Raw genomic sequence first — 12,644 nt, forward strand, 5'->3', positions numbered from 1 at the left:
TCAGCCCCCGGTGCCGGGATGCTGCCAGACTGACCCGGTGCGCGACGTGGTCATCCTGGGCAGCACCGGCTCCATCGGTACGCAGGCGCTGGAGGTGATCGCTGCGGCACCGGACCGCTTCCGGGTGGTCGGGCTGGGCGCCGGCGGCGGTCAGATCGAGCTGCTGGCGCGGCAGGCCCTGGAGGCCGGGGTCGCTGTCGTCGCGGTCACCCGGTCGACGATGGTGCAGGACCTCCAGCTCGCCTTCTACGCCGAGGCCTCGCGGCGCGGCTGGGCCACCGGCGAGGCGAGGCTGCCCCGCATCATCGCCGGACCCGACGCCGCCACCGAGCTCGCGAAGGTCCCCTGCGACGTGGTGCTGAACGGCATCACCGGCTCGGCCGGGCTGCGTCCCACGTTGGCCGCCCTGGAGGCCGGCCGGATCCTGGCCCTGGCCAACAAGGAGTCGCTGGTCGTCGGCGGCGCCCTGGTCACGGGCGCCGCGCAGCCGGGTCAGATCGTCGCCGTCGACTCCGAGCACTCCGCCCTGGCCCAGGCGCTGCGCGGCGGAACCGCCGCCGAGGTCGACCGTCTGGTCCTGACCGCCAGCGGGGGTCCGTTCCGCGGGCTCACCCGGGAGCAGATGCGCGACGTCACCCCCGAGCAGGCGCTGGCGCACCCGACCTGGGCGATGGGGCGGGTGATCACGACGAACAGCGCCACGCTGATCAACAAGGGGCTGGAGCTGCTGGAGGCGCACCTGCTCTACGGGGTCGACCTGGACCGGATCGACGTGGTCGTGCACCCGCAGTCGGTGGTGCACTCGATGGTGCAGTTCGTGGACGGCTCCACGCTGGCCCAGTGCTCCCCACCGGACATGAAGCTGCCGATCGCGCTGGGTCTGGGCTGGCCCGAGCGCATCCCCGGGGCGGCTCGGTCCTGCGACTGGTCGACCGCCGCGACCTGGACGTTCGAGCCGCTGGACGACGAGGCGTTCCCGGCGGTCGAGCTGGCGCGCCGGGCCGGGCGGCTTAGCGGCACCGCTCCGGCGGTCTACAACGCCGCCAACGAGGAGGCGGTCGAGGCCTTCCACGCCGGCGACCTCGGCTTCCTCGGCATCGTCGACGTGGTGGTCGCGGTCCTCGACGAGCACGTGACGCCGAGCTCCGGTGAGCAGGTGACGGCGACCCCCGACGACGTACGCTCGGTGTGGTCGCCGGACGACGAGCTCACCCTCGAGCGCGTGCTGGCGGCCGACACCTGGGCGCGCCAGCGGGCCCGTCAGGTGGTGTCCGCCATCGCGGAGAGGGAGCACGGACGCTAGATGGACTACCTGGTCTACGGTCTCGGCGCCGTGCTGTTCTTCGTCCTGGTGATGGCCTCGATCGCCCTGCACGAGATCGGCCACCTGGTGCCCGGCAAGATCTTCGACGTCCGCACGACGCAGTACTTCGTCGGCTTCGGCCGCACCGTGTGGTCCCGGTTCCGCGGCGAGACCGAGTACGGCTTCAAGGCCGTCCCGCTGGGGGGCTACGTCCGCTTCGTCGGCATGTACCCGCCGGCCAAGGACAACCCGGGGCAGGTCCGCTCGGCCCGCACCGGCATCTTCCAGTCGCTGGCCGACAATGCCCGGGAGGCCGAGTGGGAGACCATCCGGCCCGAGGACGACGGCCGGCTGTTCTACCAGAAGAAGGTCTGGCAGAAGCTCATCATCATGGCCGGCGGCCCGATGATGAACATCCTGCTGGCCTTCGTCATCATCCTGGGCGTCACGGCGACGTACGGGGTCAACCGGACCCAGCTCACCGTGAACCGGGTCCAGGAGTGCATCGTCGCCGTGGGCGAGCCGACGGACGACTGCGCGGGCAAGCCGAAGACGCCGGCGTACGCGTCCGGGATCCAGCCCGGTGACACCGTCGTCGCGTTCAACGGCCGGCCGGTGAGCGACTGGGACGAGATGTCGTTGCTGATCCGGGCCAACCTGGACCAGCCCGCGCAGATCACCGTGCGACGCGACGGCCGCGACGTGCAGCTCACGCCGGTGACCACGGTGATCACCGGCGTGCCGGACCGCTGGGACCCGGGCAAGCGGGTCGCGGCCGGGTTCTTCGGAGTCGAGCCGGTCGTGCAGCGCGAGCGGGGCGGGCCCGTCGTGGTCCTCGGCGACATGGTCACCATGGCCGAGCAGACGGGCCACGCCCTGCTGGCCTTTCCTGCGAAGGTCTACTTCACCGCCGCGAACCTGGTGACCGGCAAGCCGCGCGACATCTACGGGCCGATGAGCATCGTGGGGGCCAGTCGCGCCGCGGGCGAGGTGGCCTCGACCGACAAGATCGGCGCGGCCGACAAGGTCGCCACCATGTTCATGCTGCTCGGCTCGGTGAACCTGTTCGTCGCCCTGTTCAACTTCATCCCGCTGCTCCCGCTGGACGGTGGCCACATCCTGGGGGCCCTCTACGAGGGTCTGAAGAAGCTGCTGGCCCGGCTCCGCGGGCGACCGGATCCCGGCTACGTCGACACGGCGCGGATGCTGCCGGTCGCGTACGCGGTCGGCGGGATCATCCTGGTCTCCGGCATCGTGTTGATCCTGGCCGACCTGATCGACCCGATCCGCCTGTTCTGAGGGCCGGGCGGTCGACGGTCACCCGTCGTCCTCGGCGAGCAGCGGTGCGATCAGCTCCAGCAGCGCCGTCTCGATCTCGGCCGGCTCCAGACCGGCGTCCCGCCGCAGGATCCGCCAGGTCGTGGCGTCGCAGAGGGCCACCAGCTGGGCCCGCCGCCGGCGGAGCAGCGAGGCGTCCGTGAGGTGCTCGAGCGCAGGCGCGAACGCCTCCTCGCACCACTGCACGTGGTACGCGCGGCCGCTCCGGGCGATCTCGCCCAGCCCCTCGACCTGGGCCGCCTCGGCGTAGACCTTGAGGATGAGGTCGCCGTACCGCTCGTAGTGGGCGACCAGGTCGGCCACCACCCGGGTGGCGGGTTCGCCGCGGTGCTGCTCCCGGGTCCCGGCGATGCGGGTGAGCTCCCGTCCGGCCATCGCGGTGACCAGACCCGCCTTGCTCCCGAACCGTCGGATCACCGTCTGCAGGCTCACCCCGGCGTCGGCCGCGACGTCCTCCAGCCGGATCCGGTCGTAGGGCAGGGCGCCGAACCGGGCGAGCAGCGCGTCGACGATCCGATCCCCGGTGTCGGTGACGGAGTCGGCGCGCCTCGACATCTGGTACCTTCTCGTATTCACGTTAGTTAGGCTAACATCAAAGTCGAGGAGCGCCGATGTCCACACCACCCGCCCGCACCCAGGAGACCCACCGGGTGCCCACCCGACTGGGGCGCCTCCACGTCCGCGTGCTCGGCACGGGCCCGGCCACGGTGCTGTGGCCGTCGATGTTCGTCGACGGCCGCACCTTCGACCCGTTGCTGCCCTTGCTGCCCGGTCGCCGCCTCGTGGTCGTCGACGGTCCCGGTCTGGGGGCCAGCGAGCCACTCGGCCGCCGGAGCACGATCGCCGAGGCCGCCGACGCCGCCCAGGACCTGCTGACCGGAGCGCACGCGGCCGACCTGGGTCTGGACGGTCCGGTGGACTGGGTGGGCAACGCGTTCGGCGGTCACGTCGGGTACGAGCTCGCCCGGCGGCCCGGGCTGCTCCGCAGCCTGGCTGCCGTCAGCGCCCCGACCGAGCCGGTCCCGCCGGCCCTGCGGCGGCAGATCCGCCTCCTCGCACCGATGCTGCGGTGGCTCGGTCCGGTCGGGCCCGTCCGCGCCGCGATCCTGACGGCCCTGCTGACCGAGGCGTCGGCCGCCGACCCGGGGATCCGTACCGCGGTCCTCGGCAGCGTGGGCACCCCCACCCGGCGCAGCCTGGCGCTGGCCCTGCGGTCCTTCATCGTCGACCGTGCCGACGTCACGTCCGGGCTGGCCGACATCGCCGTTCCCTGCCTGTACGTCGCCGGCGACGACCGGGGCGACTGGACGCCCGGGGCCGCGGCCGCTGCCGCGGCCCTGACCCCGTCCGCGACCGCGGTGACGATCCCGGGGTCGCGCACCCTGGTGCCCCTGGAGCAGCCCGCTGCCCTGGCCCGGGAGCTGCGTGCGTTCTGGTCCCGGGGGTGAGTACGGGTCGGGGGTCAGGCGCCGGCCGAGGCGGCGATCTCCTCCAGACCCGAGCGGTAGGCGGCCCACTGCCCGGCGTCCCAGCCCGGCAGGTTCGGGTCCGCGTCCGGAGCCGTGCCGAGCAGCATCTCGCGGACGATGTCGGCGTGACCGGCGTGGTGAGCGGTCTCGGCGATCATGTGCACCAGGATCCGGCCGAGGGTCACGTCGCCGTGCTCGCCCCACCAGGGCACCCGCCCCGGTGAGTCCAGGTCCAGGGCCGCGATCGTCGCGTCCGCCTCGCGCGCGGAGGCCTCGTACAGGCTGACGATCTGCTCCCGGGTCTCCCCGGCGGTCGCCCACAGGTCGTCGTTCTCCCGGGCGTCGTCGTCGAACCACGGCAGCGCCTGACCGTGGTCGCGACCGAACGTCTCGCCGAAGTAGCCGAGGCTGACGCTGGCCGTGTGCTTGACGAGACCCAGCAGGTTGGTGCCGGTGGGCGTGAACGGCCAACGGATCTGCCGCTCCTCCAGGCCGTCGAGCGTGGCCAGCAGCGCGGACCGCTCCTTGCGCAGGTAGCGCTGCAGGGTGTCCTTGAGGGTGGGGGTGATGTCGGTCACCCGGTCGACGCTAGCCCCGGCCACCGACGGCGTTGTCCTCACTCGCTGTTCGCTGCGCGCTGAGGGATCTGTCGTCCTCCCTCGCTCGCGGACGAAAGGCGTGTCCGCTCCCTCAGTCGTGCTGACAGATCCGGCGCTCCGCTCGCGATCGCTCGCGAGGAGGACCCCGGGGCTACGCTGGAGCAGACATGAGTATCGATCTCGGGCTCCCGCCCATGCCTCCGCCCGTGCTGGCCCCGCGCCGCCCGACCCGCCAGATCAAGGTCGGCAAGGTCATGGTCGGCGGTGACGCCCCGGTCAGCGTGCAGTCCATGACCACGACGTTGACCTCCGACATCAACGCCACGTTGCAGCAGATCGCCGAGCTGACCGCCACCGGCTGCGACATCGTCCGGGTGGCCGTGCCCAGCCAGGACGACGCCGACGCGCTCCCGGCCATCGCGCACAAGTCGCAGATCCCCGTGATCGCCGACATCCACTTCCAACCCAAGTACGTCTTCGCCGCCATCGAGGCGGGCTGCGCCGCGGTGCGGGTCAACCCGGGCAACATCCGCGCCTTCGACGACCAGGTCAAGGAGATCGCCGCCGCGGCGCGGGATCACGGCACGTCGATCCGGATCGGTGTCAACGCCGGCTCGCTGGACAAGCGGCTGCTGGCCAAGCACGGCAAGGCGACGCCCGAGGCCCTGGTCGAGTCGGCGCTGTGGGAGGCGAGCCTGTTCGAGGAGCACGGGTTCCGGGACTTCAAGATCAGCGTCAAGCACAACGACCCGGTGATCATGGTGCGGGCGTACGAGATGCTGAGTGAGGCCTGCGACTACCCGCTGCACCTCGGCGTCACCGAGGCCGGTCCGGCGTTCCAGGGAACGATCAAGTCGTCGGTGGCCTTCGGCTCGCTGCTCAGCCGCGGGATCGGCGACACCATCCGCGTCTCGCTGTCGGCCCCGCCGGTCGAGGAGGTCAAGGTCGGTCTGCAGATCCTGCAGTCGCTCAACCTGCGGCCCCGCAAGCTGGAGATCGTCTCCTGCCCGTCCTGCGGCCGGGCCCAGGTCGACGTCTACAAGCTGGCCGACGCCGTCACCGCGGGTCTGGAGGGCCTCGAGGTGCCGCTGCGGGTCGCCGTCATGGGGTGTGTCGTGAACGGGCCGGGGGAGGCCCGCGAGGCCGACCTGGGGGTCGCCTCCGGCAACGGCAAGGGTCAGATCTTCGTCCGCGGTGAGGTGATCAAGACGGTCAAGGAGTCCGACATCGTCGAGACCCTGATCGAGGAGGCGCTGCGGCTGGCCGAGGAGATGCCGGCCGGTGAGGGATCTCCGTCGGTCAGCGTCGGCTGACCGGCGAGCCTCCGCTCGTGACCACCGTCGGCCGGCCAACCGGTAGCGTGCTCTGACGTGACCGCCCTGCGCCCCCCGTTGTCGACCACCGGCGGTGGTGTCGGGCGGGTGCGGGTCCTGGACCGTACGGATCTGCCCGAGGTCCTGCGGCTGCTCGCCCTGCGCCCCATCGAGAACGTGTTCGTGGGCTCCCGGATCCGGGCCGCCGGGGTGGAGGCGTCGAGCCTGGGCTGCCCCGTCTGGGGGTACGAACGGGACGGCGAGCTGAGGGCCCTCTGCCACGCGGGGGCCAACCTGGTGCCGGTGAACGCCGACACGGAGGCGGTCGCCGCCTGGGCCGAGTTCGCCGGGCCCGAACGCACCTGCTTCTCGATCATCGGGCCGTCCGGTGTGGCCCTCGACCTGTGGCGGCGGCTGGCGGAGCGCTGGGGCACCCCGTGGAGCAAGGTCCGGGACGTCCGGCCCAGCCAGCCGGTGATGTCGATCTCCGGCGCCCCGCAGATCGACCCCGACCCGGGTGTCCGGCGGATGAGCCTCGAGCACTGGGACAGCTACTACGAGGCCGCCGTGAAGATGTACACCGAGGAGGTCGGCGTCTCCCCGGTCCAGGGCAACCCGGCCGGCTACCGGTTCTACGTCCGGCAGCTGATCACCACCGGCCGCGCCTTCGGGCTGATCCAGGACGGCCGGGTGGTCTTCAAGGCCGACGTCGGCTCCGTCGCCGGCGCGGTCTGCCAGGTCCAGGGGGTCTGGTTGGACCCGGCGCTGCGCGGTCGGGGGCTGGCCGCCCCGGCGATGGCCGCGGTCGTGCGGCTCGCGCAGTCGATCGCCCCGACCGTGAGTCTCTACGTCAACGACTTCAACCGGCCCGCCCGCGCGACCTACCTGCGGGTGGGGTTCGCGGAGGTCGGCGAGTTCGCCACGATCCACTACTGAACGCCGGGGCCGGGTCACTCCCGAGCGCCGCACAAGCTGCTCAGGAGAGCCGACGGCGCCGGAGCCAGCCGTCGAGGAGCCCGAGCCCGGTCGCCAGCGAGGACCGCTGTCCGGTGGGTGCGGCCCGGGGCTGCCGCCGGCGCTGCTCCCGGACAGCCGCCAGCACGGCGGACCGTTCCGCCGCCTGTCGGCTGACGTCGAGGGAGTCGAGCGGCAGGTCGTGACGATCGGGCGGGAACACGGCGACGTCCTTTCTGGTGGTGAGGCAGGTGGTGGGCTGTCCGGTGGTCCGGTGGTCCGGTCGAGGGGTGTGGAGCGGGTGAGCCGGGTCCCCACCCACGGACGGGTCCGTGGGTGGGGGCGGCAGTCGTGACGGTGACGTCAGACCCGACGCGCGGTGACCAGGAGGTACTCCCAGTCCATGACCCCGTCCTGCAGGAACCGGTCCCCCAGGTCCGCCAGATCCGCGTCCAGCGCGGCCACCCGTGCCGGGTCGTCGGCGAGGAAGCGGTAGACGGCGAGGGTCGGGCCGTAGTTCGTCTTCATGAACTCGCGGAACTCGACGCCGTCGCTGAACCTGTCGACCCGGAGGGTCTGCTGGTGCGCGACCAGGTGCGTCACCCGGTCACCGAGCAGGCTGTGCACGTGGTCGGCCCGACCCCACAGCGGCGCGGGTGAGGCACCGGGCGGGGGCGGCGGGGCGTACGGCTTCATCACGGCGAACACCTGCCCGATGAACCCTTCCGGCGTCCAGCTCAGCACGCCGATCCGCCCGCCGGGTGCGCACACCCGGACCAGCTCGTCAGCGGCCTGCTGATGGTGCGGCGCGAACATCACCCCGATGGCCGACAGGACGACGTCGAACGTCCCGTCCGCGAACGGCAGCGCCTCCGCGTCAGCGGTCTGCCAGTGGAGTTCCAGCCCCTCCGCGGCGGCGGCAGCCCGTCCCACGTCGAGGAGCTCCGGGGTGAGGTCGGTGGCCGTGACGTCGGCTCCCCGCCGGGTGGCGGGCAGGGCGGACGACCCGGTCCCGGCGGCGACGTCGAGCACGCGCTCGCCCGGGTGGATGTCGAGGGCGTCGACGAGGAGCCCGCCGAGGCCGCCGACGACGTCGTCGACGACGGTGCGGTAGCTGCCGCTCGCCCACATCGCCGCGTGCTTGGCCTTGAGGGCCCGGTCCTCGTCGGAGTCGGTGATCGAGGTGGTGGTGGTCGTGGTGGTCACGATGTCCTCCATTCGGTTGGTTGGTGCGATAACCGTAGGAAGAAGCGGCGGGGGCGGGCATCGGCGCCGACGCGCAATCCCGCCCGCCGGGGCGGACCGGTCGGTGGCGGCCGACGCGTAGTCGGGCGGAGGGTCAGGCCCGCGACAGCAGCTTGCCGACCGCCGCGGCGCGGGCGGTGCGGCCCTGCAGTCCGAGCTTGGCGTAGCTGTTCTGCAGATGGCGCTCGACGGTCCGGACCGAGAGCACGAGCTCGGCGGCGATCGCGTCGTTGTCGAGACCGCGGGCGGCCAGGGTGAGGATGTCGAGCTCCCGCGGAGAGAGGCTCGACACCGTCGAGGTGTCGGCGCTGATCCGTGGCGCCGGTTCCGGGACCCGGTCCGGGGCGAGGAAGGCGGTGATCTCACGCAGGAACACCTGCCAGGCCGGTTCGTCGGCCAGGAGGATGTGGTTGTCGCTCTCCAGGGCCACCAGCCGGGCACCGCCGATGCCGGTGGCCAGCGCCCGGCCCTCCTCGAAGCGGATCATCTGGTCGCCCCGGCTGTGCAGCACCAGGGTCGGCAGGTCGAGGTCGGCCATCCGGTCGCTGACGTCGATGAGCTGGCGCTGCCGGCGAGCCAGGACGGCCGTCTCGGCGTCGACCGACATCTTCTGCAGGTCGTCCAGCCAGCGCATCTGCTCCTCGGTCCCGCCGGGGATCATCATGCTGCTGAAGACCCGACGGAACTCCGACGTCGGCCGCGCCCACCCGACCTTGATCATGGCCTCGAAGGCCGCGTAGAGCTCCACGGCCTCGGGAGTGGTGAGGTCCTCGGCGCCCGGATAGCTGCAGTAGAAGGCGAGTCGGGTCAACCGATCGGGGTGGCGGGCGGCGTACTCGATCGCCACCGGACCGCCCTGCGCCATGGCGAGCAGGGCGAAGCGCTCGAGGCCCATGTCGTCGACGACCGCCTCCAGATCGGCGAGCCGGGCGTCCAGGCTGTGATCGGTGACACCTCGGTCCGACAGCCCGTGCCCCCGCTCGTCGTAGCGGATCACGGTGGCGACCTCGCCCAGCTCGACCAGGAAGTGCCGCCACACCGGGCTCTGCCAGTCGAACTGGAGGTGGCTCAGCCAGCAGGCGTCGACGAGCAGCGGCGGCCCGGACCCGTGGACGGCGTACGCGATCCCCACCCCGTCGAGCGACCGCGCGAAGCGGATGTCCTGCATCGCCCCCCGCCCGCCGGTCGCCACGCGACCGATGGTAGACCGCCCGGCCGCCGGCGGAACAGGGTCTTTCCGGACGTCCGCCCTGGTCCGGCTGGGTGCCGACCGCCACCGCCAGCCGGGGCGTGGGCGACCGGTTGGGTGTCGGCGCCGATCCGCTCCGGCTCGTCCGGCGGTTCGATGGTCGAGGCCGCGCAGGGGGCGCGGCCGTCGATCAGAAGGGAGACACCCGTGCACCAGCTCGCGTTGCTCGCCGGATCCGTGGCCGCCGCGATCTTCGTGGTCAGCCAGCTGCCGATGGTGATCAAGGCCTACCGCACCCGGAACCTCTCCTCGTACAGCTTCGCCAACATCGGTCTGGCCAACCTGGGCAACGGCCTCTACACCGTCTACGTCGTCCACGTGCCGATCGGTCCGGCCTGGGCCGTGCACGGCTTCAACCTGACCACCGCCGGGGTGATGCTGGTGCTGTACCTGCGGCACGGGAGTCGCTCCGGCGCGTCACCGGGGCGGCCGGGCGTCGCCGCCGCTCGAGGAAGTCGTTCGGTGCCCGGGCCGGGCCTGGATAGGGTGGGACGGCTCGCCGGGCGGACCGGTGGGAGGAAGGCAGCACAGTGATCACCCGCTTGTCGGAGCTCTTCGTCCGGACCCTGCGCGACGACCCGGCCGACGCCGAGGTGCCCAGCCACCGGTGGCTGGTGCGGGCCGGTTACATCCGCCGGGCCGCTCCGGGGATCTACAGCTGGCTGCCGCTGGGCTACAAGGTGCTGCGCAACGTGGAGCGGATCGTCCGCGAGGAGATGGACGCCATCGGCGCGCAGGAGGTCCACCTGCCGGCGCTGCTGCCCCGGGAGCCGTACGACGCCACCGGCCGCTGGACCGACTACGGGCCGAACATCTTCCGGCTCAAGGACCGCAAGGGCGGCGACTACCTGCTCGGGCCGACGCACGAGGAGATGTTCACGCTGCTGGTCAAGGACCTGTACAGCTCCTACAAGGACCTGCCGCTGTCGCTCTACCAGATCCAGACCAAGTACCGCGACGAGGCGCGGCCCCGGGCCGGGCTGCTCCGTGGCCGCGAGTTCGTGATGAAGGACTCCTACTCGTTCGACATCGACGACATCGGGCTGGAGAAGTCCTACCAGGCGCACCGCGACGCGTACGTGAAGATCTTCAACCGGCTCGGCTTCGAGTACGTCATCGTGCACGCCACCTCCGGGGCCATGGGCGGCTCGGCCAGCGAGGAGTTCCTGGCCGTGGCCGAGAACGGGGAGGACACCTTCGTCGCGTCCGCCGGTGGTTACGCGGCGAACGTGGAGGCCGTGCACGTGGCCGCGCCCGACCCGCTGCCGTACGAGGACGCACCCGCCGCCCACGTCCACGACACCCCCGACACCCCGACCATCCAGACCCTGGTCGACCATGCCAATGCGCACGTCGCCCGCGACGACCGGCCGTGGACCGCAGCGGACACGCTCAAGAACGTGCTGGTGATGGTGCGCAAGGTGGACGGCAGCCGCGAGCCGCTGGCCATCGCCGTGCCCGGTGACCGCGAGGTCGACCTCAAGCGGCTGGCCGCCCAGCTCGAGCCGGACGAGGCCGAGGCCTTCACCGAGGAGGACTTCGTCGACCACCCGAGCCTGGCCAAGGGCTACATCGGCCCCGGGGTGCTCGGCGCCGACAACGCCTCCGGCATCCGCTACCTGGCCGATCCCCGGGTGGTCACCGGCACCCGCTGGGTGACCGGCGCGGACACGCCCGGCCGGCACGTCTTCGACCTGGTCTGCGGCCGCGACTTCACCCCGGACGGGGTGCTGGACGTGGCCGAGATCAAGGAGGGCGACCCGGCCCCCGACGGTTCCGGGCCGCTGCGGCTGGCCCGGGGGATCGAGATGGGCCACATCTTCCAGCTCGGCCGCAAGTACGCCGAGGCGCTGGGCTGCAAGGTCCTCGACAGCAACGGGAAGCTGGTCACCGTCACCATGGGCTCGTACGGGGTCGGGGTCTCCCGCGCCGTCGCCGCCGTGGCCGAGGGCACCAGCGACGAGAAGGGTCTGTGCTGGCCGCGCGAGCTCGCGCCGTACGACGTGCAGATCCTGGCCACCGGGAAGGGTGAGGCGGTGCTGAACGCGGCCACCGACCTGGCCCGCGAGCTCGACGACGCCGGTGTCAGCGTGCTCCTGGACGACCGCAAGGCCAGCCCCGGGGTGAAGTTCGCCGACGCCGAGATCCTGGGCATGCCCACCTCCGTCGTGGTCGGCCGCGGTCTGGCCGACGGCGTGGTGGAGCTGCGGGACCGCGCCACGGGCGCCAGCGAGAACATCCCGCTGGAGGACGCCGTCGGGCGGATCGTCGCCGTCGTGCACGGCCGCCCCGTCCTCGACTGACCGCACCGCCAACGACCCAGCTCCCGCCGACCCCGCCGTGGACGCCCTGCAGATCAGCACCGCGACCGTCGTCATCCTCGTGGTGGTCGCCTTCGCCGCGGGCTGGGTGGACGCGGTGGTGGGTGGGGGCGGTCTGCTGCAGCTCCCCGCGCTCCTGATCGGGCTGCCCGACTCGACGCCCACCGCCTCCATCCTCGGCACCAACAAGGTGTCGTCGGTGTGGGGGACCGCGACCAGCTCGCTGCTGTACGCGATCAAGGTCCGACCCGGGTGGCGCAGCGTGCTGCCCCTGGTGGCCGGGTCCTCGATCGGTTCGGCCCTGGGCGCCCAGGTGGCCCGGTTCCTGCCCCGGGAGGTCTTCACCCCGATCGTGCTGCTGGCCCTGATCGTGGTCGGGATCTACACCTGGCGGCGGCCCGAGCTCGGTCTGGTCACCGAGCGCAAGCACGCCGGCCGGAAGCACTACCTGATCACGCTGGCGATCGGCCTGGCGGTCGGGGCGTACGACGGCATCCTCGGTCCGGGCACCGGCTCGTTCTTCGTCATCCTGCTGGTGGGCCTGCTGGGCTGGGGCTTCCTGGAGGCCAGCGCGCAGGCCAAGATCGCCAACCTCGTCACCAACCTGTCGGCCATCGCCGTCTTCGCCGCCCACGGGTCGGTGCTGTGGCAGCTGGGGTTGATGATGGGCGCAGCCAACCTGGTGGGTGGCTTCCTCGGGGCCCGGACCGCCATCAGCAAGGGCAACGGGTTCGTCCGCAAGGTCTTCCTGGTCGTCATCGCCGGCCTGGCGGTGCGGCTGGCGTACGACACCGTACGGACGCTGCTCTGACCCGGCACCTCGTGGGAGGGCCGGGCCGACCCCGGGGTGGCG

General features: G+C 72.1%; 13 protein-coding genes. 8 read left to right on the top strand and 5 right to left on the bottom strand.

Annotation, left to right across the window (positions count from 1 at the left end; all coding sequences use genetic code 11):
• Nucleotides 1-37 precede the first annotated feature (37 nt).
• Nucleotides 38-1,303 (top strand): 1-deoxy-D-xylulose-5-phosphate reductoisomerase, encoded by a 1,266-nt coding sequence (gene dxr / locus ABD714_RS16905; protein ID WP_344813614.1) that lies wholly within the window; start codon nucleotides 38-40, stop codon nucleotides 1,301-1,303.
• Complete coding sequence (locus ABD714_RS16910; protein ID WP_344813615.1) at nucleotides 1,304-2,602, top strand: M50 family metallopeptidase; 1,299 nt, start codon at nucleotides 1,304-1,306, stop codon at nucleotides 2,600-2,602.
• An 18-nt stretch (nucleotides 2,603-2,620) separates the two neighbouring features.
• Here ABD714_RS16910 and ABD714_RS16915 read toward each other — a convergent pair whose 3' ends face one another.
• Nucleotides 2,621-3,217 (bottom strand): TetR/AcrR family transcriptional regulator, encoded by a 597-nt coding sequence (locus tag ABD714_RS16915; RefSeq protein ID WP_344813616.1) that lies wholly within the window; start codon nucleotides 3,215-3,217, stop codon nucleotides 2,621-2,623.
• 35 nt (nucleotides 3,218-3,252) lie between these two features.
• Between ABD714_RS16915 and ABD714_RS16920 the strand changes: the two genes are divergently transcribed.
• Nucleotides 3,253-4,089 carry an alpha/beta fold hydrolase gene (locus ABD714_RS16920; protein WP_344813617.1) on the top strand — a complete coding sequence of 279 codons (837 nt, stop codon included), beginning with the start codon at nucleotides 3,253-3,255 and terminating at the stop codon, nucleotides 4,087-4,089.
• Between the two features lie 14 nt (nucleotides 4,090-4,103).
• Here ABD714_RS16920 and ABD714_RS16925 read toward each other — a convergent pair whose 3' ends face one another.
• Entirely contained in the window at nucleotides 4,104-4,688 is a 585-nt protein-coding gene (locus ABD714_RS16925; RefSeq protein ID WP_344813618.1) for a DinB family protein, read from the bottom strand.
• A 188-nt stretch (nucleotides 4,689-4,876) separates the two neighbouring features.
• Here ABD714_RS16925 and ispG point away from each other — a divergent pair, with 188 nt between their 5' ends.
• Entirely contained in the window at nucleotides 4,877-6,022 is a 1,146-nt protein-coding gene (ispG, locus tag ABD714_RS16930) for a flavodoxin-dependent (E)-4-hydroxy-3-methylbut-2-enyl-diphosphate synthase (protein WP_344813619.1), read from the top strand.
• Between the two features lie 57 nt (nucleotides 6,023-6,079).
• Nucleotides 6,080-6,958, top strand: coding sequence for a GNAT family N-acetyltransferase (locus ABD714_RS16935; protein WP_344813620.1), 879 nt, complete (start codon nucleotides 6,080-6,082; stop codon nucleotides 6,956-6,958).
• 40 nt (nucleotides 6,959-6,998) lie between these two features.
• On the opposite strand, the gene ABD714_RS16940 is transcribed toward ABD714_RS16935, so the two are convergent.
• From ABD714_RS16940 to ABD714_RS16950, 3 genes are all read right to left on the bottom strand, one after another.
• Nucleotides 6,999-7,199 carry a hypothetical protein gene (locus tag ABD714_RS16940; RefSeq protein WP_344813621.1) on the bottom strand — a complete coding sequence of 67 codons (201 nt, stop codon included), beginning with the start codon at nucleotides 7,197-7,199 and terminating at the stop codon, nucleotides 6,999-7,001.
• 140 nt (nucleotides 7,200-7,339) lie between these two features.
• The gene (locus ABD714_RS16945) at nucleotides 7,340-8,182 is read right to left on the bottom strand and encodes a class I SAM-dependent methyltransferase (protein ID WP_344813622.1); all 843 of its coding nucleotides are present in this window, start codon (nucleotides 8,180-8,182) and stop codon (nucleotides 7,340-7,342) included.
• Between the two features lie 133 nt (nucleotides 8,183-8,315).
• Nucleotides 8,316-9,413: an alpha/beta fold hydrolase gene (locus ABD714_RS16950; RefSeq protein ID WP_344813623.1), complete on the bottom strand. Its 1,098-nt coding sequence runs from the start codon at nucleotides 9,411-9,413 to the stop codon at nucleotides 8,316-8,318.
• Between the two features lie 204 nt (nucleotides 9,414-9,617).
• Here ABD714_RS16950 and ABD714_RS16955 point away from each other — a divergent pair, with 204 nt between their 5' ends.
• The 3 genes from ABD714_RS16955 to ABD714_RS16965 are packed head-to-tail and all read left to right on the top strand — an operon-like array spanning nucleotide 9,618 to nucleotide 12,602.
• Complete coding sequence (locus tag ABD714_RS16955) at nucleotides 9,618-10,004, top strand: PQ-loop repeat-containing protein (RefSeq protein ID WP_344813624.1); 387 nt, start codon at nucleotides 9,618-9,620, stop codon at nucleotides 10,002-10,004.
• Between the two features lie 8 nt (nucleotides 10,005-10,012).
• A complete protein-coding gene (locus tag ABD714_RS16960; protein ID WP_344813825.1) occupies nucleotides 10,013-11,773 on the top strand; it encodes a proline--tRNA ligase in 1,761 nt (586 codons plus the stop codon).
• Nucleotides 11,774-11,810: 37 nt separating this feature from the next.
• On the top strand, nucleotides 11,811-12,602 hold the full coding sequence (locus ABD714_RS16965; protein WP_344813625.1) for a sulfite exporter TauE/SafE family protein: 792 nt from the start codon (nucleotides 11,811-11,813) through the stop codon (nucleotides 12,600-12,602).
• Nucleotides 12,603-12,644: the final 42 nt, after the last annotated feature.

The organism is Microlunatus aurantiacus (genome assembly GCF_039536605.1).
Taxonomy (GTDB): Bacteria; Actinomycetota; Actinomycetes; order Propionibacteriales; family Propionibacteriaceae; genus Microlunatus; species Microlunatus aurantiacus.